This is a genomic window from Roseivirga echinicomitans (assembly GCF_001592935.1).
In the GTDB taxonomy this organism is placed as follows: domain Bacteria; phylum Bacteroidota; class Bacteroidia; order Cytophagales; family Cyclobacteriaceae; genus Roseivirga; species Roseivirga echinicomitans.
Genome location: NZ_LRDB01000003.1, coordinates 42,339 through 68,662, shown reverse-complemented (window position 1 = coordinate 68,662; position 26,324 = coordinate 42,339). Strand labels below are relative to the sequence as shown.

At 39.9% G+C, this 26,324-nt stretch carries 26 protein-coding genes; 14 read left to right on the top strand and 12 right to left on the bottom strand.

Annotated features, from left to right (window positions below; genetic code table 11):
* Positions 1 to 29: 29 nt before the first annotated feature.
* Positions 30 to 500, bottom strand: a complete 471-nt coding sequence (locus AWN68_RS05195; protein ID WP_157716093.1) for a hypothetical protein — start codon at positions 498 to 500, stop codon at positions 30 to 32.
* On the bottom strand, positions 490 to 1,635 hold the full coding sequence (locus tag AWN68_RS05190) for a DUF4221 family protein (protein ID WP_068412352.1): 1,146 nt from the start codon (positions 1,633 to 1,635) through the stop codon (positions 490 to 492). The genes AWN68_RS05195 and AWN68_RS05190 overlap by 11 nt, the downstream gene beginning before the upstream one ends.
* A gap of 575 nt (positions 1,636 to 2,210) precedes the next feature.
* On the opposite strand from AWN68_RS05190, the gene AWN68_RS05185 reads away from it, so the two are divergent.
* On the top strand, positions 2,211 to 4,610 hold the full coding sequence (locus AWN68_RS05185; protein WP_068412350.1) for an ABC transporter permease: 2,400 nt from the start codon (positions 2,211 to 2,213) through the stop codon (positions 4,608 to 4,610).
* A 70-nt stretch (positions 4,611 to 4,680) separates the two neighbouring features.
* Here AWN68_RS05185 and AWN68_RS05180 read toward each other — a convergent pair whose 3' ends face one another.
* Positions 4,681 to 5,130, bottom strand: a complete 450-nt coding sequence (locus AWN68_RS05180) for a YybH family protein (RefSeq protein WP_068412348.1) — start codon at positions 5,128 to 5,130, stop codon at positions 4,681 to 4,683.
* A gap of 124 nt (positions 5,131 to 5,254) precedes the next feature.
* Here AWN68_RS05180 and AWN68_RS05175 point away from each other — a divergent pair, with 124 nt between their 5' ends.
* Entirely contained in the window at positions 5,255 to 5,446 is a 192-nt protein-coding gene (locus AWN68_RS05175; protein WP_068412347.1) for a hypothetical protein, read from the top strand.
* Here AWN68_RS05175 and AWN68_RS05170 read toward each other — a convergent pair.
* Together AWN68_RS05170 and AWN68_RS05165 are read right to left on the bottom strand one after the other, a co-directional pair.
* Complete coding sequence (locus AWN68_RS05170) at positions 5,432 to 6,178, bottom strand: sulfite exporter TauE/SafE family protein (RefSeq protein WP_068412346.1); 747 nt, start codon at positions 6,176 to 6,178, stop codon at positions 5,432 to 5,434. The two genes, AWN68_RS05175 and AWN68_RS05170, sit on opposite strands and share 15 nt — an antisense overlap.
* 2 nt (positions 6,179 to 6,180) lie before the next feature.
* Positions 6,181 to 7,644: a M20/M25/M40 family metallo-hydrolase gene (locus AWN68_RS05165; protein ID WP_068412826.1), complete on the bottom strand. Its 1,464-nt coding sequence runs from the start codon at positions 7,642 to 7,644 to the stop codon at positions 6,181 to 6,183.
* Positions 7,645 to 7,840: 196 nt separating this feature from the next.
* Here AWN68_RS05165 and fbaA point away from each other — a divergent pair, with 196 nt between their 5' ends.
* From fbaA to AWN68_RS05135, 6 genes are all read left to right on the top strand, one after another.
* A complete protein-coding gene (gene fbaA, locus AWN68_RS05160) occupies positions 7,841 to 8,905 on the top strand; it encodes a class II fructose-bisphosphate aldolase (protein ID WP_068412345.1) in 1,065 nt (354 codons plus the stop codon).
* A 117-nt stretch (positions 8,906 to 9,022) separates the two neighbouring features.
* A complete protein-coding gene (locus AWN68_RS05155; RefSeq protein ID WP_068412343.1) occupies positions 9,023 to 9,733 on the top strand; it encodes a 3'-5' exonuclease in 711 nt (236 codons plus the stop codon).
* A gap of 70 nt (positions 9,734 to 9,803) precedes the next feature.
* A complete protein-coding gene (gene rnr / locus AWN68_RS05150) occupies positions 9,804 to 12,002 on the top strand; it encodes a ribonuclease R (protein WP_068412341.1) in 2,199 nt (732 codons plus the stop codon).
* Entirely contained in the window at positions 11,962 to 12,936 is a 975-nt protein-coding gene (locus AWN68_RS05145) for a polyprenyl synthetase family protein (protein WP_068412338.1), read from the top strand. Before rnr ends, AWN68_RS05145 begins: the two co-directional genes overlap by 41 nt.
* Positions 12,937 to 13,542 carry a rhomboid family intramembrane serine protease gene (locus tag AWN68_RS05140; RefSeq protein WP_068412334.1) on the top strand — a complete coding sequence of 202 codons (606 nt, stop codon included), beginning with the start codon at positions 12,937 to 12,939 and terminating at the stop codon, positions 13,540 to 13,542.
* A 93-nt stretch (positions 13,543 to 13,635) separates the two neighbouring features.
* Positions 13,636 to 14,502, top strand: coding sequence for an energy transducer TonB (locus tag AWN68_RS05135; protein ID WP_157716092.1), 867 nt, complete (start codon positions 13,636 to 13,638; stop codon positions 14,500 to 14,502).
* Between the two features lie 55 nt (positions 14,503 to 14,557).
* Here AWN68_RS05135 and rpmA read toward each other — a convergent pair whose 3' ends face one another.
* Positions 14,558 to 14,833 carry a 50S ribosomal protein L27 gene (gene rpmA / locus AWN68_RS05130; protein ID WP_068412330.1) on the bottom strand — a complete coding sequence of 92 codons (276 nt, stop codon included), beginning with the start codon at positions 14,831 to 14,833 and terminating at the stop codon, positions 14,558 to 14,560.
* A gap of 9 nt (positions 14,834 to 14,842) precedes the next feature.
* Complete coding sequence (rplU, locus tag AWN68_RS05125) at positions 14,843 to 15,154, bottom strand: 50S ribosomal protein L21 (RefSeq protein WP_068412329.1); 312 nt, start codon at positions 15,152 to 15,154, stop codon at positions 14,843 to 14,845.
* Positions 15,155 to 15,629: 475 nt separating this feature from the next.
* Between rplU and AWN68_RS05120 the strand changes: the two genes are divergently transcribed.
* The 3 genes from AWN68_RS05120 to AWN68_RS19060 all read left to right on the top strand — a co-directional run bounded on the left by AWN68_RS05120 (position 15,630) and on the right by AWN68_RS19060 (position 19,318).
* A complete protein-coding gene (locus AWN68_RS05120) occupies positions 15,630 to 16,628 on the top strand; it encodes a ribonucleotide-diphosphate reductase subunit beta (protein WP_068412327.1) in 999 nt (332 codons plus the stop codon).
* Between the two features lie 34 nt (positions 16,629 to 16,662).
* The gene (locus tag AWN68_RS05115; protein ID WP_068412325.1) at positions 16,663 to 19,032 is read left to right on the top strand and encodes a ribonucleoside-diphosphate reductase subunit alpha; all 2,370 of its coding nucleotides are present in this window, start codon (positions 16,663 to 16,665) and stop codon (positions 19,030 to 19,032) included.
* An 82-nt stretch (positions 19,033 to 19,114) separates the two neighbouring features.
* Positions 19,115 to 19,318, top strand: coding sequence for a hypothetical protein (locus AWN68_RS19060; protein ID WP_172796035.1), 204 nt, complete (start codon positions 19,115 to 19,117; stop codon positions 19,316 to 19,318).
* On the opposite strand, the gene AWN68_RS05105 is transcribed toward AWN68_RS19060, so the two are convergent.
* From AWN68_RS05105 to AWN68_RS05085, 5 genes are all read right to left on the bottom strand, one after another.
* On the bottom strand, positions 19,315 to 20,001 hold the full coding sequence (locus AWN68_RS05105; protein ID WP_068412319.1) for an NRDE family protein: 687 nt from the start codon (positions 19,999 to 20,001) through the stop codon (positions 19,315 to 19,317). The two genes, AWN68_RS19060 and AWN68_RS05105, sit on opposite strands and share 4 nt — an antisense overlap.
* Positions 19,989 to 20,504, bottom strand: a complete 516-nt coding sequence (locus AWN68_RS05100) for a hypothetical protein (RefSeq protein WP_068412317.1) — start codon at positions 20,502 to 20,504, stop codon at positions 19,989 to 19,991. Before AWN68_RS05100 ends, AWN68_RS05105 begins: the two co-directional genes overlap by 13 nt.
* 111 nt (positions 20,505 to 20,615) lie before the next feature.
* Positions 20,616 to 21,083: a YHS domain-containing (seleno)protein gene (locus AWN68_RS05095; protein WP_068412316.1), complete on the bottom strand. Its 468-nt coding sequence runs from the start codon at positions 21,081 to 21,083 to the stop codon at positions 20,616 to 20,618.
* A gap of 118 nt (positions 21,084 to 21,201) precedes the next feature.
* Positions 21,202 to 21,633: a TonB-dependent receptor plug domain-containing protein gene (locus AWN68_RS05090; protein ID WP_068412315.1), complete on the bottom strand. Its 432-nt coding sequence runs from the start codon at positions 21,631 to 21,633 to the stop codon at positions 21,202 to 21,204.
* A 146-nt stretch (positions 21,634 to 21,779) separates the two neighbouring features.
* The gene (locus tag AWN68_RS05085) at positions 21,780 to 22,166 is read right to left on the bottom strand and encodes a TonB-dependent receptor plug domain-containing protein (RefSeq protein WP_068412314.1); all 387 of its coding nucleotides are present in this window, start codon (positions 22,164 to 22,166) and stop codon (positions 21,780 to 21,782) included.
* A gap of 217 nt (positions 22,167 to 22,383) precedes the next feature.
* Between AWN68_RS05085 and AWN68_RS05080 the strand changes: the two genes are divergently transcribed.
* From AWN68_RS05080 to AWN68_RS05070, 3 genes are all read left to right on the top strand, one after another.
* Positions 22,384 to 24,249, top strand: a complete 1,866-nt coding sequence (locus tag AWN68_RS05080; RefSeq protein ID WP_068412313.1) for a sigma 54-interacting transcriptional regulator — start codon at positions 22,384 to 22,386, stop codon at positions 24,247 to 24,249.
* Between the two features lie 387 nt (positions 24,250 to 24,636).
* On the top strand, positions 24,637 to 25,701 hold the full coding sequence (locus AWN68_RS05075; protein ID WP_068412311.1) for an ATP-grasp domain-containing protein: 1,065 nt from the start codon (positions 24,637 to 24,639) through the stop codon (positions 25,699 to 25,701).
* A complete protein-coding gene (locus AWN68_RS05070) occupies positions 25,698 to 26,321 on the top strand; it encodes a LysE family translocator (RefSeq protein ID WP_068412310.1) in 624 nt (207 codons plus the stop codon). The genes AWN68_RS05075 and AWN68_RS05070 overlap by 4 nt, the downstream gene beginning before the upstream one ends.
* Positions 26,322 to 26,324: the final 3 nt, after the last annotated feature.

Genomic DNA, 26,324 nt, shown 5'->3' with positions numbered 1-26,324 from the left:
CTTTTTTTGTTTTGGGTATTCCCGTGGCTCTATGGCTCATTGGGTAAAAGTGAATTTTCAAGCATTTCCTGAAGCTTGAGTTTCTCAGTTAATAGGTTGCTGGCATTGATTTGAGATTCTTCAACAATTTTCCCTGATCGTACCACATAATACATTGGAAATTGAGAATCCAAAGTTAATTGGCCCACACTATCCAAAGGCCTAGATATGAAGTTTGAATGACTCTGGAATTCTCGGCTTAAGATATAATTGCTTTGTTTAATGTCATCTCCAAGTAGTATTACAAAAAGGTTAGCATTGTTTTTGTTTTTTTTGGAAAAAGACAACATTGCCTCAACGCAGCCTGAGCATCCACTAATTGGAATTGTAATTACTAACCCATTTTTTGGAGTACTCTCAGGTGAAAATAGGCTAGTTACATTCGCCTGTTTGGTTAATGGATTACAACCTAAAAGTGTAACAGTCAGAAATAAAAAGGTGAGCTTACTTCTAAAACTCATAGAGGTCGTATAACATTTTTGATTCTTCATTGGAGACTAGCATAAAATAAAGACCACGCTTTCCAATGAAAATGGTTGGAAAAGAACCTAGGGTAAGCGATTCAGTTTCGCCTATAATTTCAAAATCCTTGTTCATAATAATAACTCCAATGTTTCTTATTATTCCGGTTGACCCGTATTTTATCAACTCCTTTGTGGCTACATTTTCTGTAAATCTGTAATAGTATTCTCTATACTTGTCATACATGATGTAGCCATAATTGGGCTGGTTATTATAATGGTCTCGCATTCTTCGATTATCTTGAAAACTTCCACGATAAGGTGTCATTTTTTCAGAAAGTGCAGACTTAACCATGTAGTCTTTTCGAACACCTTTGTGGTCAAAAGTGTAGATCGAGTCGGAGATTGGGTTACTGAATGCAAGTAGGCCTTGCTCTTTGTTGTAAGTGTATGATATTCTGGAATAATATTGCGTCCACTTTTCTTTATATCCTAGGCTATACATGTTTTCATATACATAAGAGGAATCCTTCAAGCTAATTTTTATAACATTATTTCCAGCATCATACATGTTGTCCCTCTCTGGCTTGATATACGGAACGCCTGCCATGATTATTGAATCATTTCGAATAACAATGGGTGCTTGCACAGAGCTATAGGGGGTGGTTATAAGAGGGTCATTTGGTGCTCTCAATCTGTAGCTGCGTATCAACTTTAGTGTGTCGGAGTTATCTGTGGCTATGGCAATTGAAACACGGTATTCATCCCTGGCCAAAAGAAGTAAGGTGTCTTTGCTTACTACGTCAAAGCCATTTATTTCGCCCACCCCATTTGGCCCGTTGATTTCATAATAGAGGGTTCTAATCTTCTTACCCTTTTCTACATCATAGATTCCAATTGAATTATTAATGTCATTGAGGTGAAATATTGCCTCTATGCCCTGGCCTATCTCTAGATGTCTTACGTTAAAACTAAAGTCTCTGGTCTGGTCATCAATTTCGATGGCTATACGAGAGGTTTTGGTAGGAAAGATGCCAGAAGAATAGTAGCCATTTTCGTTTGATTCGTTTGAACAACTGAAAATGGCTATTGTCAATACACAAACAAGTGTTAACGACTTCAAAAACTTTATCATACAAAATGAGGTCTGCGCTTGATGGATTGTTGAGAAAATGGGTCGGTTATTTTGGAGTTATGATAGGGCACCATGAAAATTAAGGCTAATGAGGCAGGCATAAACTTTCTAAAAATCGGTTTCATAGCTATTAGAATTTGTCCCAGTTGAAATTTAGTTATAAATATATAAAATACAGTTTTTTATATAAATAATAGGTTAAATAATTATGTTATAGCTGCCATCCATTATTAAGAATATTTAAATATATCTTCTCATGCGTGCCTGTATATAATGAACATTGACTTTGTTATTAGTGAGTTCTCATCAAGCTTGTTTCTACTGTTTCTTAGCTCACAGAGTAATAAAAATGAAGATGCTTCTATACTTGGTAAACCGTCACTTTTGGCAAAAATAGAAGTGCCTATTCCCAGACTTGACCTCGGAGAACCTTCATGTTGCATTTTCTGATTTCGAACTCACTTCCACGCAACCTTCTTCCAAAATCCTTATCTTTAACTAGTTAAGCTGCCTTAGGTCAAAAAATGGCAGTTTGATGGATTAGAAAACCATTTCAAACCTCAAACAACAACACCATGTTCAAAAGTTATCTCAAAATTGCCTTGCGCAGTTTAAAGCGACACAAAGCTTTTTCCATCATTAATATTCTAGGTTTATCTGTCGGGCTCGCCTGCTGTATGCTGATTGGGCTTTACATTTCGGAAGAAACCAGTTACGATAAGTTTCATGCAAACTCAGATAATATTTACCGTTTTACGCGTGAGTTCATAAGTCCCGATGGTTCCACTTCTCTTCATTTGTCGCGAGTGGCGCCTCCTTTCGGTCCTTTGGCCAGAGAAGATTTTTCTGGTGAAATAGAAAAAATTGGTCGAATGATGCCTGTTGGTGGGCCAGTTAAGTACAATAACAGACTCTATGAGGAGGGTAATTTCTACTTCGCTGACCCTGAAATAGCTGAAATCCTCACCTTCGATGTGATTGAAGGGAATTTGGTGGAGGCATTGACACAACCAGGTTCAGTAGTGATTTCAGATGAAATGGCTTTCAAATATTTTGGGGATGAAGACCCAATAGGTAAGTCGATCAATTTTCTTTCTCAAGCAGATTTAATTGTGAAAGGGGTATTTAAAAAATTACCGAAGAACTCTTCCTATCAGATCGATTTTTTAGCAGAAATAACTCCTCTATATGCTTTTTATGGCGGTAGAGAAGCCATGATGCGCAACTGGGGGAGTAATAATTTCGCTACTTTCTTCACCTTAAAACCTGAAGGTAGAATTGAAGAAATCGAACGAAGGATGGGTGATTTTCTCAATACGCATGTGGATGAAGAGGCCACCACCTGGACAGCATTACACATTCAAAAACTAACTGATGTTCATTTGCATTCAAGTCTGGATGACGAACAAGGGCAAAACAGCGACATTACCTATGTCTATATTTTTGCTTCCATTGCTTTCTTGATTTTAGCCATTGCTTGCATCAATTACATGAACTTGGCTACGGCACGTTCGGCCACTCGCGCCAAAGAAGTAGGGATGCGCAAAGTATTCGGTGCTGGAAAGGGCAAGTTGATTAATCAGTTTTTAGTCGAGTCCATTGTATTAGTATTTTTTGCTTTGTTTTTGGCCATTGGTGCTACCTCTTTAATATTACCTTATTTCAGATCCTTTACCGGCTTACAGCTTGAGTTTGACCTGCTCACGAACCTTCCTCTTGTAGCCATTATTTTAACCAGTGCTCTTGTGGTGGGCGTACTTTCGGGTAGTTACCCAGCTTTCTATCTGTCTTCTTTTCAACCTTTAAAAGTGTTAAAGGGAAAACTCACGAGTGGAGCAAAAAGTGGAGCCTTGCGAAGGTTCTTGGTGGTGGTTCAGTTTACCATTTCCGTGATTCTGATTGTATCGACTATTGTGGTGTTTAAACAGCTGGATTTTATTCAGAATAAGAAACTAGGTTATGACCGTGAACAGATGATGATTATGGGGGTAAGTCAGCAGGTAGCCGACCAATATGAAGCCTTTAAAAATGAACTTCTGACTATTCAAGGAGTGAAAATGGCAGGCGGTTCAAGTCGAGTTCCTTCAGGGCAATTACTTGATTCGCAAGGGACGCAAGCCGAAGTGAATGGTGAAATGTTACCGACTTCTATCGTAATTAAAAGTTTGTCTGTTGACCCTGATTTCATTCCAACCTACCAAATGGAAATGGCCAGCGGACGTAATTACTCTAAGAATTTTGCGACAGATTCAGCTTCGTTTGTTTTAAACGAGAAATCTGTTGAGGTAATCGGCTGGAAAAGTGCTGAAGAAGCCATTGGACAAAACATGATTTACGCTGGTGTGCGTGGTAAAGTAATAGGTGTGGTAAAGGACTTCCATTTCGAGTCGTTGCAAAGTGAAATTTCACCAATTATTCTGCTGAATCGCCCTAACCAAATGCGTAACCTTTCTATAAAAATTGAGGGAACAAACATTAAAAGTGCTGTTCAGCAAGTGGAAGAGCTTTACGCAAAGTTTTCGCCCAACGCGCCACTGAATTATAACTTTTTGGATGATCGCTTTGAGAGTCTTTATACTACAGAAACTCAACGTAGTCAATTGTTTACTTTGTTCTCGGGCTTGGCCATTTTCCTAGCCTGCTTAGGCTTGTTTGGCTTAGCTTCGTTTACGGTGTCGCAACGTAGCAAGGAGATTTCCATTAGAAAGGTGCTGGGAGCTTCGGTACAGCAAATTGTGGGAATTCTTTCTAAAGAGTTTGTCATTCTTATTATTGTGGCCATGCTTTTGGCATTCCCAGTGGCTTGGTATTTCATGAACGACTGGTTGGAAGGTTACGCTTACCGAACCACGCTTGGTGCTTCACCATTTTTACTGGCGGCCTTTATAGCGGGCGCAATTGCTTTTGTTACCATCAGTTTTCAAACCTTCAAGGCTGCTGTTTCAAACCCTTCGGAACGATTGAGGGACGAATGATTTTGATTAGTATTGTTAGAATGAGGCCTTTCAATTGACCGAAAGGCCTCATTCTGCTTTTACCGGAGCGCTAATCATTTAGCCCTGCCCACATATCAGCAGACATTCTCCATTGACCATCATCTCCTTTTTTCCAAGTGATCAAGTAATGTCCTCGGAATGAGGTGGTGTCTCCGTCTCTAACCGATCTACCTTCATAATAGCCATAGTCTTTGGCCATATTGCCAATAATCTCGAGCTCTGAAGGGGTAGATTTATGCGCTATAACTTTGGCATTACCAGACTGACGCCAGTAATTTGCAACGGCTTCTTTGCCTATCAACATCGGTCTGTTCCCAGGGATGTTTACAATATCGTCCGTATAATAGGTCATTTGCTTCTCTAAATCTTTATCCATATAAGCTTGAGAAAAGGCCTTTGAAGCTTCGAGAATGGCTTTTGTTTCTTGTTCTATGTTTTCCACAGGGCTGGAACATGCACTGAAAATGGAAATTAGGGCGAATAGGAAGGTATATTTCATATTTGTCATTTAAAGCAAGTTAAGGAATTGAAAGGGAACTGTGTTTCGAGGTCTATTATAACCCAGATTGGCCAAATTTTAAATTAGCGGTTTAAAATGGGAGTCATTTTTGATAGCTTTAAACATGGGTAAGTCAATCCGTATTTTTAAGTCTCATGAGGAATCAGAACGCTATATGTTGGAGCAATCCTTGAAACGCACTCCAGAAGAGCGTATTCTTTGGCTGTTGAACCAAATCAAGATCATGAATAAATTTCAGTCTAATAAGAAGGAACCCCGAGGTTTTCAATTGAAGAAAAAACTAAAAGAAGAATAGCTTAATTGCAAAGACTGAAGCAGTAATCATCACGAAATAGCGAATCCAATTGTCGCCCAATTTCACACTCCAACGACTCGCTAGCCAGCCGCCACATGCTTGCCCGATGGCCAGCGGAATTCCAAACTCCCAGTTGATGATGCCATAATAAATGAAGATGGCCAAGGCAACCGATGTATAGGTTAGTGCTACAAAGACTTTTATGCTGTTCGTTTTTACTAAGCTAAAACCATTCACTAGGGTGAGTGCCATAATCATAAGATAGCCTACTCCAGCTTGAATAAAGCCTCCGTAAATTCCTATAAAGAAAAAGATGATAATGGAAGTGAGGGTTGCTTTTTTACTTGTGTTCTCTTCCTTTTTGAGATTCTTGAGAGGGTTGAGTGCCATGTAAATGACAACCCCTACAATGACAAATGCGAGGATTTTATTGAATACGTCCTCGTTGATGTCAACAGCTAGGAAAGCACCAAGAATGGCCCCGAAAAAAGCAGAAATACCCAGCCAAATATTGAATGGGTAAGCCGAAATACCTTTGCTCTTAAAGCCGAGTACGGCAAATATATTCTGTAAAACTATGGCTACTCTATTAGTGGCATTGGCCACATTGGGAGGTAAACCTAAAAATATCATCACTGGCAAGGCAAGCAAAGAACCTCCGCCTGCTAGGGTATTCAAGCAGCCGGCTATTAGGCCGACTGCCAGTAATACCAAGATAATTTGATAGTCCAATTTTAGTTATCCCAACGCCAGTCGCCACCAATTTGTAGCTTTAGCTTAAGGTCATGACCTTCTAAGAAAGCTTTGGTTTCGGCATCGTTTAGTTTTTTGGCAGGAAGCGTTTCGGCATTGGCCAAAGCGTAAAGCATCATTGAACTAAAACGCACATTGTTCACCATATGCTCTTTGTTTACCAAGTCGAAGGAATCACAATCAGCATGATAACAACCATAAATGGCGCGGTCTAACCTTGAGCTTGGTGCAGTGTAAGGAATTCCTTGCAACATAAAAGACTGATGATCGCTATGCAGACCAGCGCCAGTGCTTACATCATTCGTGTACGTGGAAGAATCAATTGCCATGATTTCTTTACCTATTGCTTTGAAGAAAGCTTCGGCTTCTGGTCTTCCGCCTGTGCCAAAACCAGCAGGGTTACCCGACATGTCTTGGTTCATTACGTATTTAATTTGATCGATGGTTCCGTTTTTAATGGCTTCGTCTACCATATATCTAGAGCCTAATAAACCTTCTTCTTCGCCCATAAACATGACAAACTGAACTGTTCTTTTTGGCTTTAAATTCAAGGCTTGGAAAGTTCTGGCCATGTCCAATACTGCGAATGAACCAATGCCATTGTCAATCGCGCCAGTAGATAAATCCCAAGAATCTAAGTGGCCTCCTACGATTACTTTCTCATCAGGGAATTCAGAGCCTTTAATCGTAGCAATTACGTTTCTGGATTTGATTAAACCCGATTGGTTGGTCATTTTAATCGCAGCAAATTGGCTTTTTGCAGCCAAAGTTTCTTTCAAGGCCATACCGTCTTCTTTCCCAATACAAACCGCAGGGATTGGAATAAGGCTACCCGTTACCGAAGCAGTTCCTGTAAGTAAAACGCCTCCGTCTACTTGGTTAATGATGATGATGCCTATGGCGCCATATTTAGTGGCCAAAGCAGTTTTTTCAGAGCGGTGTAAACCAGGTGTTCCTTTTGGGCTATCAGGCAAAGTGCCAATATATACCAAGGCGATTTTTCCCATTACAGCATCAGGTCTGGCTTCGTAATCAGCATCAACGCCATTGCCCATGTCAACGATTTCAGCAGTAACATCTGCCGAAACAGGAGAGTGCGCTAAAGTAACCGCAGGCACAGTTTCTAACTTGCCTTTCGCGCCAATCTGTACATCAATATCTCCTCTCGACCATGATTCTACTTCGAAAGGTTGGAACTGAACGTCCGTCATGCCGTAGCCTTTCATCAGGTCATAAGCATATTGCTCGGCTTGTGCGCCATTTTCAGAGCCAGTAAGTCTATGCCCAATGGTAGAAGTGGCTTCGCCTAAGGTTTCGTAGGCTTTAGAGTTGGCCAAAACTTCATCGTTGATTTTTTTGAAAACCGTGGCTTGATCATCGGCTTTTGGTGAGCAGGCCGTAAAGACCAGCGCGGTGCTAAAGAGTATGCAGAGTGTTTTTTTCATAGTCATAAAAATTTGGAGGCGGAAGTTAAAAAAGAAATCGGAGCAGTGTAGCCACTTTTACATGATCGTTCATAATTAAATAATGTAATCCATAACTGGCTAGTGCTCAAATCCTTTATTCCTTCCCCTTTGAGTTCCTTTAGATAGATAAATTTCGTTTCTTTGCCCCAAAATTAACCAGCATAAATTTAAAGAAATGTCAAGATTCAGAAGTGGTGTACTTTATGGCCAAGAGCTTAAGGATTGTTTAGCTTATGCCAAAGCGAATGAGTTTGCGTTACCAGCAGTAAACGTTACTGGTACAAACACAATCAATGCAGTTTTAGAGATTGCGGCCAAAGTGAATTCACCAGTAATGATCCAGTTTTCAGTGAGCGGTGCAGCATTTTATGCTGGCAAATCACTTGCAAATGACGACTACAACGCATCTATTCAAGGCGCTATTTCTGGCGCTATGCATGTGCATCAAATGGCAGAGCATTATGGAGTTCCGGTAATTCTTCACACGGACCATGCGGCTAAAAAATTGTTGCCTTGGATTGACGGACTTTTAGTAGCCGGAGAAAAGTATTACAAGCAACATGGTCAGCCGTTGTACAGCACGCACATGCTCGACCTTTCCGAGGAAACACTTGAGGATAACATTTCTATCAGTGTTGATTATTACAAGAAAATGCATGCCCTTGAAATGGGTATCGAAATCGAGTTGGGAATTACGGGTGGAGAAGAAGACGGTGTAGATAATACAGATGTAGACGCTTCAAGATTATATACTCAGCCAGAAGAAGTTGCCCAAGCATGGGATGCTTTAAGACAAGTAGGGGATATCTTCACAATTGCGGCTTCTTTCGGAAACGTACACGGTGTTTATAAGCCAGGGAATGTTTCTTTGAAACCAGAGATCTTGAAAAATTCTCAGGATTATATCAAAGCCAAATTCAATACTGAAGACAAGCCAGTGTTTTTCGTATTCCACGGAGGATCAGGTTCAGAGCCTGCTCAAATCAAGGAAGCTACTTCTTACGGTTCAATCAAAATGAACATTGATACCGATATTCAGTGGGCATTCTGGGATGGCGTTCATAACTATTACAACGACAAAAAGGATTATCTTCAAGGCCAAATTGGTAATCCAACTGGCGATGATTCTCCAAACAAGAAGTTCTATGACCCACGTGTTTGGTTAAGAAAAGGAGAAGAAAGTATTGTGAAAAGATTAGAAGAAGCGTTCAGCGATTTAAACTGTATGAACAGAAACTAAACTTTATTTCAAAAACTAAGGTTAAGAGAGCAACTACAGGTGGTAGTTGCTTTTTTTGTGCCCTTTTAATCTGGTATGCGGTATTATAATTGTTAGAATACTTATTATCTTAAAAGGATGAAACAGTATTCCGACCTTTTGTTTCTGGATATAGAAACAGCCGCAGCCCACAGAAGCTTTGATCAATTATCTGAAAGAATGCAGAAGCTTTGGACTAAAAAAGCTGCGTTCTTACGAAATCCAAATGAGCTGTCGCCAGCAGAGTTGTATGGCCAAGCAGGAATTTATTCTGAATTTGGAAAGATTATTTCCATTGCGGTGGGCTATTTTAAAGAGGAAGAAAAAGGCTTTTCGCTTAGGGTGAAGGACATATCGAGCCACGATGAAATTGAAATTCTAACTGAGTTTAAAACCTTGGTAGAAGAAAAATTCAAATCAAAAAAGCTAAGGCTTTGTGCACACAATGGCAAAGAGTTCGATTTTCCTTATATCGCAAGAAGAATGATCATAAATGGCATTGAGGTGCCTAAAACACTTCAAATGTCTGGTAAGAAACCGTGGGAAATTCCACATTTGGATACCATGGAAATGTGGAAGTTTGGTGACTATAAACACTTTACTTCACTGGATTTGTTGGCCGCTATTTTGAACATCCCCACCAGTAAAGACGACATTGATGGAAGTCAAGTAAATAGAGTGTATTACGAAGAAAACGATTTGGAGAGAATTGCTAAATACTGTAAAAAGGACGTTATTGTGCTCGCGCAGGTATTTTTAAAACTCAATCAATTCCCTGCAATAGAAAATGATGACATTTTCATCATCTAGAAAGATTCGTGTTCTCCCCACCTTTGCTTAATTTCTAGCATATTTTTAAACAACATTAAATAACCCCTTTATGGGTAATAGAAAAAACAAACAAACAAATACAAATGGCTCCGATCGTGGAGCTAAACAAGTACAGCCTCTCATCCTCGATTTCCTCGGTGAACATCCGGGTAGAGGATATCAGATCAAGCAGATATTAACGGCCCTTGGGGTCAGAGATAAAAACTCGAAGAAAGTAGTAACCGATGCCATTTTCCGTTTGGAAGATGTAGGCGCGGTTAAAAAGTTGCGTAATGGCTCTTTTGCGCTCGACAAGGGCGAAAGAGAAACCATTACAGGAACTGTTGATTTTGTGAATGCAAGGTTTGCCTATGTAACCCCCGATGGTGGTGACACGGATACCGCTGATATTTGGGTGTCGATAGACGATACCAATGGCGCCATGGATGACGATAAGGTCAAAGTGGTGTTGAAGAACAAAAAGCATGGAAAGCATGCTGAAGGTAAAATTGTTGAGGTACTGGAAAGAAACCGCGATGAGTTTGTGGGTCGACTAGAAATGTCGAGCCGATACGCTTTCGTGATTTCCGATTTCAGAAAAATGTTTTACGACATCTTCATCAGTTTAAAAGACTTAAACGGTGCAAAACACAATGATAAAGTCATTGTAAAAATTACACAGTGGCCTGAAAGGAATAAAAAACCAGAAGGGAAAATCACTCGAGTGCTTGGGCAAGCTGGTGAACATAATGCTGAAATTCACTCCATTATAGCCGAATTTGGTTTGCCTTTAGAATTCCCAGAAGGAATAGAAGCGGCAGCCGAAACCATTTCAGATAAAATTACAAAAGCAGAAATAGCCAAGCGTAGAGATTTCAGAGATGTGACTACCGTCACGATAGACCCTTTCGATGCAAAAGATTTTGACGATGCTTTATCGGTTCAAATACTACCGAATGGAAATACAGAAGTAGGAATTCACATTGCCGATGTAACGCATTATGTAACGCCAAATTCTGAACTCGAAAAAGAAGCATTGAATAGGGCCACTTCCGTTTATTTGGTCGATCGTACCATTCCGATGTTGCCAGAAAGACTTTCGAATGGCCTGTGCTCTCTTCGCCCTAATGAAGACAAACTTACGTTTTCAGCCGTATTTGAATTGGATGAAAATGCCAATGTCAAAAACGAATGGTTTGGCAGAACCATTATTCATTCCGACCGAAGGTTTACTTATGAAGAAGCTCAAGAAAGAATTGAGTCCGGTGAAGGTGACTTTGCAGAAGATATTCTCCACCTCAATAAACTGGCCCTTCATTTAAAAGACAGACGCTTTAAAAATGGCGCGGTCAATTTTGAAACCGTGGAAGTAAAGTTTGTACTGGATGAAAATGGTAAGCCATTAGGGATTACTCCGAAAGAAAGGAAAGATGCACATAAGCTGATTGAAGAGTTTATGCTCATGGCCAATAAACGTGTAGCTGAATTTGTGTTTAAAAAAGGCACGAGAGACAAACCTAAAACCTTTGTTTACAGAACGCATGATGATCCTGATCCGGAAAAGTTGAATACCTTTTCAAACTTTGCCGTACGATTTGGACATAAAATGGATATAGAACGTAAAGGGATTTCTAAATCACTGAATACATTAATTAGTGAAATTGAAGGAAAGCCTGAGCAGAATGTTTTGCAACAACTGGCCATCCGTACCATGGCGAAAGCCAAATATACCACGGCCGAGAATGGTCACTTTGGTTTAGCTTTCGATCATTATACACATTTTACTTCGCCCATTAGGCGTTACCCCGATATGATGGTGCATCGTCTGCTTCAGCATTATTTGGATGGCGATAAATCAGCGGACAAAGAAGAAACTGAAGAAATATGTATTCACACTTCGGAACGAGAAAAACGTGCTGCCGATGCTGAACGTGCTTCGATCAAATTCAAGCAAGTTGAGTTCATGGCCATGGCCGAAGACAAAGTTTTTGCGGGGATTGTTAGTGGTGTTACAGAATGGGGTATTTTTGTGGAAATCACCGAAACCAAATGTGAGGGCATGGTAAGAATGTCGGATCTCACAGATGATTTTTATGAGTTTGATGAACAAAACTATCGTGTGATTGGTAAACGAAACAAGAGAATTATTACCCTTGGCGACAATGTAGATGTGAGAGTGAAAGCCACCGACATTGACAGAAGAACCATCGATTTAACATTTGCAGAGGATGACCGAAAATCACCTAGAGCTGGTTCAGCTCATAAATAAAAGATTAGAGGAACGGAATTACGGTAGCGAGCCAAAGGAGCTTTATGATCCTATAAGATACATCATGTCTTTGGGTGGAAAACGAATGCGCCCTTTGCTCGTACTTCTGGCCTACAAACTCTTTAAAGACGACCCCGAAACCGTTGTAGACCAGGCCTTGGCCGTGGAGGTGTTTCATAATTTCACCCTAGTGCATGACGATATTATGGACAATGCCCCTTTGCGAAGGGGCAAGGCCACTGTGCACGAAAAGTGGGATGCGAATACAGCGATTCTTTCTGGAGATGTGATGATGGTGAAAGCCTATGATATGCTTTTGGACGCTCCATCAAACCTAAAACAAATTGTACGGGATTTTAATGCCTGTGCTGCTGGGGTTTGCGAAGGCCAGCAGCTGGACATGAATTTCGAAACTTTAGCAACTGTAGATGAGTCGGCTTATATCAATATGATTAGGCTGAAAACTGCCGTGCTTCTAGGTTTTAGCTTGAAGCTGGGCGCCATGCTTGCTCAAAGCTCAAAGGAGGATGCTGAGCTGCTCTACGACTTCGGGGTGAGTATTGGGATTGGGTTTCAGTTAAAGGATGACTTGCTGGATGTATATGGCGATCAGACCAAGTTTGGAAAGCAGGTGGGAGGGGATATTATTTCTAATAAAAAAACTTTCCTTTTGCTCAAAGCCCTAGAACTGGCCAATGAAGATCAGAGAAAGCAACTCGATTATTGGTTGGGGCTAGAAACTTTTGATGCTGTGGCTAAAGTGGAGGTGGTGCGTGCTATTTATGATGCCATTGGCATTGAAGCATTGACCAAAGCCAAAATGAATGAATACTTCGACCATGGTTTTTCAGATTTGGAACAGCTTGGTATTGAAGAAGAGAAACGAACCTCGTTAAAGAGGTTTGCAGAATACTTAATTGATAGAGAACACTAGATGCAGGTTACCTACATATTAATGGCCGTGATTGGTTTGATCACGTATTTTGCTTGGGAGCGCCCAGAATGGCAGAAGCGTTTAATGCTTAATCCGTACACTGTGGTTCACGAGAAGAAGTATTACCAGCTCATTACTTCGGGTTTTGTGCATAATAATGGTATCCATTTACTTTTAAACCTCTTTACGCTTTACTTTTTCGGTCTGGCGATAGAACAAATTTTCTACAGCTATTTTGGTGAGTTTGGCCTTGTTCTTTATATCCTTCTTTTTATTACAGCCGTTATTGTGGCGAATATCCCTACAACAATTAAGCATAAAAATAACTATAACTACAATTCATTAGGGGCATCCGGTGGGGTTTCGGCCTTAGTGATGGCCTTTATTCTTTTCGATCCTATTAGAGACCTGTGTCTCTATGCGATTATCTGTTTGCCGGGCTACATTCTAGGTGGACTCTTTATTATTTACTCCATTATCATGAGTAAGCGTAATTCTGACAACATTAACCACGATGCCCATCTTTTTGGTGCCATCTATGGTGTTATCTTCACATTACTCCTTCGCCCTTCTACCTTGTCTTATTTTATTGAGGCAATTTTTTAGAAATCATTTGAGTAGAAATTGGGTTATTTTTTTGTGTTTTAAACATGAAAAAATATACCTTTATAGCTAAGCATGATTTTTAATTATATTTCCATGAAATTTATTTGGCTGTGTTCCTTCTGTCTTCTATCCCTCACTTTAAACGCTAAAGTAAATATTCATTCCTCATCATTAGAGGGGGGCTTTGGTAATGGTAACCTAAATGAGCACTCTAATTCGGACTCTTTAATTTTCAAGTACGGGAAGCAAGCCTATTTGAAGAAGATCTGGAGTCTGCAATACCCAAGAGAGGCGACTATGGCTGAAAAGCAAGGGACTATGATCTTTAAGATCACAATAACTCCTGAAGGTAGTATGAAAGCGACACTCCTTACTGATTTAGGAACGGAGATTAACGAAGCCGTGACGGCTCTGATCGGAAGTTTAGGTGATCAGTTTCTGGTTCAACCTGAAGAGTATTCCATTTACCAGACAATTTTCTTTAGTCTACATCATAGCTATCAAGATGCTTTCAAAAGCTCGGTAGAAGGGTTTAAAACTGATTATGATGGAATGTGGCTAGAGCCCAGTAGGGCTGAGGTAATGATGAGGGTTCGCTCTGTTTCCGGAACGGTGTCAGGGGTGTCGGTAAGAACTTCAGGGCAAGTGAGTAGTGCACAAGCACAAGCCATGATAAGTGCTGCAGAAGCATCTGCAAACCGAACTACTTATAATGAACCGAAAATGCCATTGGAAGGGTATCAACTAAAAAGCTACAATTTAAAAATGAAGCAGTATGAAAAGTACGTAGCAAAGGGAAAGACCAAAAAGGCTTATGGTGCGGTTTCAGAACTAATATTGTTCAACCCTTTTGATATAAAGCTAATTCAGGCCAGAAGAAGAATGGAAAAGGAATTGGGAGTAGATACCTATAGGTCTTTTGATATTCCTTTAACGGTTGCCTTGTCAGAAGTGAAATAGAAAAAGCCCAATCCTTTTGAGATTGAGCTTTCTTATATTTTAAGAACTTTATTGATTAAGCTTCAGCAGCTTCTCCTGAAAAAGGAACAACAGAAACAAAAGATCTGTCTTTTCTACCTTTTCTGAATTCAACTACACCATCAGACAAAGCGAATAGCGTATGGTCTTTACCAATGCCTACGTTTGTGCCTGGGTGATGTTTAGTTCCTCTTTGTCTTACAATGATGTTACCAGCAATAGCAGCTTGACCACCATATATTTTAACACCTAGTCGTTTACTTTCCGATTCACGACCGTTTTTCGAACTACCTGCTCCTTTCTTATGTGCCATGGTAAGTTGTTATTTAGATATTGTTTCGATTAGGACCTTGGTGAAGTTCTGGCGATGGCCATTTTTCTTCTTGTAACCTTTTCTTCTTTTCTTCTTGAAGACGATTACTTTATCACCTTTTACGTGTCCGATAATTTTACCGGAAACTTTTGCACCACTAACGGTAGGTGCGCCTACCTCGACTGTGCCATTATTGTCTATCAATAAGACTTTGTCGAACTCTACGGAAGCGCCTTCTTCGCCTGCCATTAATGGGGCATAAACGAACTGGTCTTGTGTTACTTTGAACTGCTTCCCTGATATGTCTACAATTGCGTACATTAATTTGAATCTTTTCAAAAACGGAATGCAAAGATAACAGTTTGATTTCTAAATCCAAACCAAAACCAAATCATAAATGCAAGAGTTTTTGCAATATTAAATTTTCTTTTTTTTTCATCTTCAATTGCGGGGAATACAAGTATAAGTTATGGATTATATTAAAATATATAATTTGTTATTATACAGTTATTTATGTGATCATATTGAAGGTGCTACATATGAAAAATAATCATAAAAATCACGTTGATTTTTACGCAGTTTTGTGTAATATTTGTTTCAGGTTACGACCCCAAAACAACAACCTATCTTTCTGTTAAAGTCTCATTCCCAAGAATGTCAGACACTTATAGCAGAAGTACCTTATACTGTATAGGAATACTATCCCAAGGTGATGCCCGAGGATAAAAAAATGCGTCAGACAAAAAAATGACGCAGCGTAATCTTTTTATTTAAAGAATAAAACCGATATCGAAAGATGAGTGAGCGAAAGGCGATAACAGAAGAACCATTATTGAAAGAGAACAAGGACAGATTTGTGCTTTTTCCAATCAAGCATGATGACATCTGGGGTTACTATAAAAAAGCAGAAGCCAGTATGTGGACTGCTGAAGAAATAGATTTGCATCAAGACTTAACCGATTGGGAGAATAAGTTAAATGATGACGAACGTTATTTCATTAAACACGTGCTTGCATTTTTCGCTGCTTCTGATGGTATCGTGAATGAGAACTTGGCGGAGAACTTTATCAATGAGGTTCAGTATACCGAGGCGAAGTTTTTCTACGGTTTTCAAATTATGATGGAGAATATCCATTCAGAAACCTATTCGCTTTTAATTGACACCTATATAAAGAATCCAAAAGAGGCCGATGAACTTTTTCATGCCATTGAAACCTTTGATGCCATTAAGATGAAGGCAGAATGGGCTTTGAAATGGATTGAGTCCCCATCTTTTGGAGAAAGGCTTATTGCTTTTGCTGCTGTAGAAGGGATTTTCTTCTCTGGTAGCTTCTGTTCGCTTTTCTGGTTAAGAAAAAGAGGGTTAATGCCAGGGCTTACGTTTTCCAATGAACTCATCTCTCGTGATGAGGGTTTGCATTGTGATTTTGCCTGTCACCTCCATAATCAGCATTTGATTAATAAGGTGCCGAAAGAAAGAATTAGAGAGATTATAATTGAGGCATTGGATATAGAAAGAGAATTTATTACGGAATCTCTTCCTGCGCGTCTGATCGGTATGAACTCCGATTTAATGACTCAATACTTAGAGTTTGTTGCTGATCGACTATTGATGGAATTGGAATGCGAAAAAGAATACAATTCCACCAATCCTTTTGATTTCATGGAAATGATTTCACTTCAAGGTAAAACCAACTTCTTCGAAAGAAGAGTAGGTGAATACCAAAAAGCTGGCGTGATGAAGGAAGGTGACGATCCGGATGCGCACAAATTTAGTATGGATGAAGATTTTTAGTTTATATTTATAAACACCCCCAAAAACCCCAAATATGTTAGTAGTAAAAAGAGATGGCAGACACGAGTCGGTAAAGTTCGACAAGATCACTGCCAGGATAGACAAACTATCCTACGGATTAGATCCCGCTTTTGTTGAGCCTGTGGAAGTGGCCAAGAAAGTAATTGAAGGATTGTATGACGGAGTAAGCACACTAGACCTGGATAATCTAGCAGCTGAAATTGCGGCCACTATGACCGTGAAACACCCCGATTATGCGAAGCTTGCGGCAAGAATTGCCATTAGCAATTTGCACAAAACCACCAGTAAGTCATTTTCAAACACGATGAAGAGGCTCTATACTTATGTAGACCCTAAAACAGGTGAAAATGCACCACTGGTATCGAAAGAAACTTACGGAATAGTGAAAGCACATGCTGCAACACTAGATTCCACTATTATCTACGATAGAGATTTTAGCTACGATTACTTCGGTTACAAAACCTTGGAGCGTTCGTACTTAATGAAAATCGATGGTAAAATCGTTGAACGTCCACAGCACATGCTCATGAGAGTAGCGGTGGGTATTCACGGAGAAGACATTGAAAAGGCAATCGAAACCTACAATCTACTTTCAGAGAAATGGTTTACACATGCCACGCCTACATTATTTAATGCAGGTACGCCAAAACCACAACTATCATCTTGCTTTCTACTAACAATGAAAGATGATAGTATTGATGGTATTTACGATACGCTTAAGCAAACTGCAAAAATATCACAGTCAGCGGGTGGTATTGGGCTTAGCATTCATAATGTGAGAGCAAAAGGGTCATATATCAAAGGAACTGGAGGGGTTTCCAATGGTATAGTGCCAATGTTGAGAAACTTTGACATGACGGCTCGTTATGTAGATCAAGGTGGTGGGAAAAGAAAGGGGTCTTTTGCTATTTATATGGAACCTTGGCATGCTGATATCTTCGATTTCCTTGACTTGAAAAAGAACCACGGAAAAGAAGAACTACGGGCTAGAGATTTATTTTACGCACTTTGGATTTCTGATCTCTTCATGAGAAGAGTTGAGAACAATGAAGACTGGACACTTTTCTGTCCTAACGAAGCGCCAGGTTTGGCTGATTGTTATGGAGAAGAGTTTGAAAGACTGTATGAGAAATATGAGCGCGAAGGTAAAGGCCGTAAAACGGTAAAAGCACAAGACCTTTGGTTCGAAGTATTGGAATCTCAGATTGAAACGGGCACACCTTATATGTTGTATAAGGATGCGGCCAACAAAAAATCAAATCAGAAAAATTTAGGTACAATCAAGTCATCCAACTTATGTACTGAAATTATAGAATATACTGCTCCAGACGAGGTGGCTGTTTGTAACCTTGCTTCTTTGGCTTTGCCGAAATTCGTAAACGAAGAAACTGGTAAGTACGACTTCGAGACTTTGTATAATGTTACTTATGTAGCAACGATGAACTTGAACAAGGTAATCGATGTAAATTATTACCCTGTTGTAGAAGCCAAGAATTCGAACATGCGCCACAGACCAATTGGTTTGGGGGTACAAGGTTTGGCCGATGCATTTATCTTAATGAGAATGCCATTCGATTCTCCTGAAGCACGCCAATTGAACAAGGATATTTTTGAAACCATCTACTTTGCAGCCATGACGGCTTCTAAGGATTTGGCGAAAGTGGAAGGTCCTTATGAAACGTTCAAAGGTTCACCAGTATCAAAAGGAATTTTCCAGTATGATATGTGGGGTGTTACTCCAGATTCTGGTCTTTGGGATTGGGATAACTTGAAAAAAGAAGTGAAGAAACACGGAGTGAGAAACTCTTTGTTGGTAGCGCCAATGCCTACGGCTTCAACTTCTCAGATTCTAGGAAATAACGAATGCTTTGAGCCTTATACTTCAAACATTTATACAAGAAGAACCTTATCTGGTGAATTCATTATTGTGAACAAACACTTAATGAAAGACTTGATCGAGCTAGGCTTGTGGAATGATAACATGAAGAATAAGCTGATTGGTGCAAAAGGATCTATTCAGGCCATACCTGAAATTCCTCAGCACATCAAAGAGCTTTATAAAACAGTTTGGGAAATTTCTCAAAAGAGTATTATCGAAATGTCTGCCGATAGAGGAGCATTTATCTGTCAGTCTCAGAGTTTGAACATTCACATTCAAGATCCGAATTTCGGAAAAATGACTTCTATGCATTTCTATGCTTGGAAGAAAGGCTTGAAAACGGGAATGTACTACTTGAGATCAAGAGCAGCAGCCGATGCTATTCAGTTTACGGTAGACAAGGCATCAGCCGCTACACCAACGGCAGCGCAAATCGAACAAAAAGCAGCCGATATGGCTTGCTCCATCGATAATCCAGATGATTGCGAAGCTTGTGGTAGTTGATAAGAATTTTTACTACTAACAAAAAGCCTTCACAGCAATGTGAAGGCTTTTTTTGTGTCTTTCATTGGCTAACAAAATGCAAATGAAAGCCTTAGGTTGCTTTTTGATGGTGCTGGGTATTCTTACAGGGGGGCTTGTCTTTTTTGTTATTGGAACAATAGAAATAGAACTGTTCGAAAGGTTGTGGAATTTACCCATTAAGGTATTTACCATAATTCTTTATGTTGGTCTGCTTTTCTTTGGGATTCGAATACTGAGAAGGAAAGCTAAAAAGCTGGAGGTTTAGCTGATTAAGTCTTCATACACCATGGTGTAGTAGTCTGTGTTTTTCTCAATAGAGGTAACGCTCACCGTCTGCACTTTGCCCTCTCGGTTCATTACAAAGTCATTCCATTCATCCCCTTTGCCACCTGTTTTATGGAAGTCGATAATTTCATTTTGTTGAAACTTATCGTGCGCTTCGAGCCACAGTTTAAACCAGTGTTTTCTTTCCGCTCTCACCGCTTCAGGGTAAAGCGTACTGGAACTCCATATCTGAGGCTGAGTTACATCCAAAGACCTGACATATAGCTTCATTTCGTCCCACACTAGCTCAGTAGCGCTCAGGCTATTGTTGCTTTCAATGAGAATTAGGGTGAAGGGCTCAATTCCGCTGAAGTCGTACTGCTCTACAAAACTTTGAATATTGTTATACTTGAAAAAATCAAGTAGCATAATGCCACGACTCAGCTTGTAGGGTGGTTTGTGATGGTGTTTTTCGAAAGCGCCATTCAGCAAACACAGCGTGAATTGTTGCTTGTCCGTGGCTACCCAAGTTCCTCCAGCAAGCGGATCTTTAGGAAAGAATACTTCTTTACCGTGAGCTGTATAAGCTTCTGGAGCCAAAGCAGCTCGCTTAGGCGTTTCGTCCCGGTTAGAAGTTAAAATGTAGGAGGATTTTCCCTTAGGAAGGAAGGTTACTGTGCACATTCAGAGTCTCTCTGATATTTTATGGTAGAATAAGCTACGCCAAAGCTTTCTGGAATTCTCACTTCAGCAAAGGCATTTAGCAAAGCTATTTTAATAATGGCCATATGATGAACCGCATGCTCGATATTGTATTGCAGTTCTCTAAATAGAGTAGTATTAATGGTTACAGGGTCGTTTCCATCTAGAGAGTAATTGGCAGACATGGTGATGGGCTGGTCTATTGAAATGGCCATGATTTCTTGACCTAATGTATTCATTTTCTCAATGGCCAAAACCCTATTCTCTTCAAGTACTTTATCGTGTGAACGCTTATCGTAATCTACCTTTCCCGTGGTGTGACCTACCATCATTAGATCATAAAATTCGATAATGTGCCTAATGTGTTTCCCGATAGAATTCTTAGATAGAATATTCAAAGGAGACCTAAACTCATTATCTTTTAATTGATTTGAGATCGTAATGAGCTGGTTGAGTATTTCAACCGAAATTTGCTGTAACTGCATTTAAAGTGTATTATAATTTAGGTCACTAATGGACAAAGTTACCAAAATATTCAATTATGTAGGCCTGCTAAAACCCAAATAAGTTACGCATTTAGCTGAGAAGTAAGGATATTATTTTATGGAAATTATTTTTCGCCATTCACTCTCGGCCTTATTAAATAAATTACCCTCGTCTTGGTTCCAGTCTTTTAATGTATTGTTGAACCTGAAATTATAGAAAAGGAAAAGGCGATCATTCTTAATTTTGAAGGTTTCAGGATCAATTTTCACTTTATCGCCAAAGGCCATCGCATAGGCGCAATACCCTCCATAAGCGGGCTCGTACTTTGATGGATCGACATCAAACATTGTTTTGTGTTTCATGTTGGCAAAATAATAGGTGACACCGTTATGCCTTGATGAAATGTTTTTAGTGCCTTCAACAGCTTTATTTTCTGTAAAGTAGGCTACGGGGTCATAACCTTGTATGGCCAAACCATTTTCTAGATTATAATCTTTGGTTTTAACGTCTTGCGCATTTAGAGCATGGGTAGCATAAATGCAGATGACCAGCAATATTATATATTTAGAGTTTTTCATGACACTTTTTCGATTGTCAAGATTACGCGAGTAACAACTCAGTAGTTGTTATATCTACTTACGCATTTAGTCAAAGTGTTGAATTGAAGACAATTCAATTTGTGAAACAATAGGTTTGCTAAGTATTGTCCGGTTCTTTTTCTTTGGTTGTTATAAGTACTACGCCACCTGTTCCACGTTCACCCCATCTCATTACTGCTTCAGGCCCATTGAGCACTCTTATGGAGATAATGTCTTTAGGGGTAACCAAAGAGGAAGCTGCTCCATAGTCTTTACTTCGGTCAATACCATTAATGACATACAGCACACTTCCTGGGTTCGACATAAGGTTTGAGTTGGCATACCTACCTGCTATTAGGTTTACGGTATACATTCCGCCTTGCCCAGTTACTTTCAGTGTCCCGATACTCTGTAAAGCGTCTCCTAATGTTTGATAGATGGAGTAGTCTTTTTCAGGAGCTCTGGTTCTCGAGTTCTGCATATTCTTTGCACAAGAGGAGCCAAAAAGCAGAATTGAAAAAATGACAATTGTTTTGGTAAGGTACTTCATAATAAAAGTTAAGGTTGATTGCTTAATAAAGGAACAATGTACTTATGGTAATCCCTTATATAACAAATACTTGATTCGGTTTTTCGGATCAGTAATAGCGTGTTTTTTTGGAAGAAAATCAATGTTTGAAACAAAGGTTACAATAGTTATTCATTACCTGTAGAGGTCCTAATTTCAACAACCCCACCTGTTCCTCTGTCTCCCCATTTCATGACCGCTTCTGAGCCATTTAAAACGCGGATGGATATAATGTCTTTTGGGACTACCAATGAAGAAGCGGCTCCGTAATCTTTACCTTGATCAATCCCATTAATGACATACAATACGCTTCCTTGATCGGCACCCAAATTGGAATTGGCATACTTTCCAGCAATAAGATTGACGGTAAACGACCCTCCTTGACCGGTTACTTTAAGGCTTCCAACACTTTGCAAGGCATCTCCAAGCGTTTGGTAAATGGAATAGTCTTTTCCTTTTTTGCCGCTCGACCCAGCAGTGCTTGCGCAGGCTCCTAGAGAGAGGAATAGAAACATGACAAGGGATGTTTTAATTAAGGACTTCATTGTTAAGGCTAATTTTGTTCAATTAAATATACAAGAATGGAAAGGAAATCCCTTACTTATCTACTTAGATGAATAGACATTATTTTTAGAGTGTATACTGTTTGGTGAAGACTGATTCTCTATTGATCTAATGAACAGAGTAGTAAAGTGAAGAATTTTTAACGATATTTCGGGAAAAATAGCGTCGATGTCACCACGAAAATATAGCTTAGAGGACCTTACTCGCCTATCCTACTTTACGCTCGAACGGGCTTTGGCTTCTATTTTCTGGATGGATAGTGAGGGTAGAATTGTATACGCCAATGAAACGGCCTGCCAAAATTATGGCTATACAAAGGACGAATTTCTAAGCATGTTGATTTATGATATCAACAGAAATTACACTCAGAGTAGTTATCAAGAAATGTGGAAACGGTTTCCTGCCGAGACTCGGTTTACACTAGAGTCTACCCATTTCACGAAAAGCGGTGATGAAATTCCCGTTGAGATATTTTTGAATTATGTTGAGTTTGAGGGACAGGCCTACAATATCAGTTTCGTACTGGACATCAGTGAACGAAAAAGAAAGGAGAAGCTCTTAAAGTCAATTACTCAAAACACTACTGCTGCCATTGGCGAGGACTATTTCAAACTTTTGGTAGAAAATATTACCAATGCCCTTGGCGTAACCATGGCCATTGTGACGGAATGCACCAGTGCTGAGAAAACTAGATTGAGGACTTTGGCTTATTATGAAAATGGTCAGTTGCAAGAGAATATTGAATACGATGTGGAAGGAACTCCTTGTGAGATTATTCTCGAAACAAAGAAGCCCTATCACCAGAAGCGTCAGGTAGGGAATGATTTTTATAAAGATGAGGGGGTTGTAGGCTATATCGGTTTTCCTATTGTTTCTAGAACGGGTGAGTGTATTGGTAATTTGGCCCTGTTCAGTAATCAGGAATTGAGTATTTCAGAAGAGGAAATACAAATACTCAACACCTTGGCAGAAAGAGCAAGCCTAGAAATTGAACGTAATGCTGCAAATATAAAGCTGGTGAAAGCTTTAAATGAAGTCGAAGATTTGAAGGATCGACTCGAAGCAGAAAACACATACTTACAGCAGGAGATAAAAATAGAGCACAACTTTGAAGAAATTATAAGCCATAGTCTAAAGTTTAAACAGGTGTTAACTCAGGTAGAACAGGTGGCTAAAACGGATGCTACAGTTTTGGTTTTGGGTGAGTCTGGCACTGGTAAGGAGTTGCTTTCACGTGCAGTGCATAATATCAGTAATCGAAAAAATCGTCCGTTGGTGAAGATCAATTGTGCTTCACTTCCTGCTAACCTAATTGAAAGTGAGCTTTTTGGTCATGAGAAAGGAGCTTTCACAGGAGCCGTTATGCGGAAATCCGGCAGGTTCGAACTGGCTGATGGAGGCACCATTTTCCTAGATGAAATAGGAGAGGTGCCGATTGAGCTTCAAGCGAAGTTGTTGCGCGTGCTTCAAGAAGGCGAGTTCGAAAGGCTTGGCGGTACTAAAACCATAAAAGTGAATGTTCGAATTATAGCCGCTACCAACCGTGAGCTGGAAAAGGAAGTGACAGAAGGAAGGTTCAGAGCAGACCTCTATTATCGATTGAATGTATTCCCGATTTACAGTATTCCGTTGCGCGAACGCAAAGAGGATATTCCATTATTGGTCAGACATTTTGTAGATAAGTATGGCCCATTGTTGGGTAAAAGAATCGTCAATATTCCAAAGTCTGTAATTAGGGCCCTACAAACCTATCACTGGCCGGGTAATATTCGGGAATTGGAAAATGTAATAGAAAGGGCCGTAATTATTAGCGGTACTCAAAAGCTCGAGTTGGCAGGCTGGATGCCCAACAAAACTACTGAGCAATCAGAAACTGAATTGCTAAGCTTGGAAGACTTCGAAAGGAAATACATCCTCAAAGTTTTGAATGAAGTCATGTGGCGAGTGAGCGGAGAGAAAGGTGCAGCAAAGATCTTAGGAATGAAACCTACCACGCTAGAGTCTAGAATGAAGAAATTAGGGATTAAAAGATGATTCGGCTAAGGTTTGTTTTTCCCGAAATATCGTAATTATTTCTTCTGGCTGTTAATTAGGTCAGGGTGTTTGCCTCATAACCATCTGACTAATTGATGCTTGTCGTATTTGTCGCTCAAATTACCTTCTTGAAATACAATTCCGTTTATTTCATGATATTCACTTTATATCGTGAGAAAATGCTGCGGGTTCAGACTTGATTTGTCTTATCTTTCTCCATAATAATCTGTATAATAGATAGTTGCGTTTTTGTATTGTCACTTGGCACATTCATTGTCTCAAGGAAGACAATTCTGCAGACGGCAGAATGACAAGTATGGCTTGCTAATTAAAGTAGAGCTAAAAGTGTCTAAGGTTTTAATCGGTTGTTTATCTTTCGACCCGCAAATGAAGAAAAAGAAGTTACCCCTGTTTATCGTCAAGTGGTTGAGTTATGAGTACTGGCCCTTTTGGTTGTTTTTTACACCTTTGGTGCCATGGTGGATTTACCTTGCTATCAGAGCACGGTCGTTCACTTACTTTACGGCAGCCAACCCAGGTATAGAGCACGGAGGTGTTTTTGGCGAATCGAAAATTGATATTCTTAAGAAAATCGATGCGAAGTATTTACCCAAAACCCTTTTCTTCAAAAAGCTAACGCCTTGTGAAAACGTAATGCAGGAGTTGAAAAGCATCCAATTGGAGTTTCCGATTATTGTGAAACCCAATGTAGGCGAGCGTGGGAATGAGGTGGAGAAAGTTGAAAATGTAGCGGCATTGGATCGGTACATCAAAAGGTCGAAGGAGGATTTCATTATTCAGGAATATGTGAGTTTTGATATCGAGTTGGGCGTTTTGTACTATCGTTTCCCAGACAGCGATGAAACGGGAATTACCTCTATCGTAGTCAAAGAGTTTTTGACGGTAACAGGTGATGGTAAATCCACTATTCGCGAACTGATGGAATACGATGACCGCGCTAGACTTCAGTTGGAAAGCATGACGAAAAGACTAGGCGCTGCGATGAATGAAGTGCTTCCTGAAGGTGAAAAGAGAAATCTGGAACCCATTGGAAATCACTGCCGAGGCACCAAGTTTTTAAGTGCAATGCATTTGCTGAATGACCAATTGGTGGAAGTGTTTGATGATGTAGCTTCTGAAATTGATGGTTTCTATTTCGGTCGGTTTGACTTAAAAGTGAAATCGGTGGAAGACCTTTACAAAGGAGAAAACATCAAAATTTTAGAACTAAACGGAGTAACTTCGGAACCAGCGCACATTTACGACCCATCTTATTCATTGTTCAGGGCTTATAAAGAAATTGCCCAGAACATGACCATGATGTACAGGGTGAGTAAGGCCAATATAAAACAAGGGGTAAAAGTGACTCCAGTTTTTGAAATGGCGCGCTTGATTAAATCACACTTTGGGCGTGAGAAAAATGAAACTGTAAACCAAAGCATGACTACATGATTTGGCACATATTTCAAGCTTTAATTTTAGCAACAGCAATTAGTTTCGCAGGGTCGATTCAATTGGGGCCGGTAAATTTCGGCACCATCAGAACTGCCCTTCGGTACAATAAAAAATCAGCCATACTTTTCGGTTTTGGGGGAAGTTTACCCGAATTATTCTATAGCGCTTTGGCCTTGGGTAGTTCGAATTTACTCAGTCGTTACGAATACCTCGATGACTACCTCAAATACCTGACAATCGGTGTTTTATTCATTTTTGGAATATATCTGATATTTCAAAAGCCCACTGAGGCAAGTGAAAAGGACAGTCCAGATAAAGGCAACCACGTATGGCGCGGTATGGGTTTCGGAATTCTAAACCCTCAATTATATCCTTTTTGGCTCTTCATTATTACAAACCTCAGAAGCAACAATCTGCTTACGGATGAGCGCTGGCCTGTGCAAGCCGCATTCGTAATTGGCACTGCTGCAGGGGCTTTTCTGCTACAATATTTGGTGGCGGTATTTACCTCGAAAAAGAGGGAGTTTGTATACATGAAATTAACGAAGAACTACAACAAAATACTCGGGGCAGTAATCCTCGCAGTGGCAGTTTTTCAACTGGTAATAAACCTGTAAGAG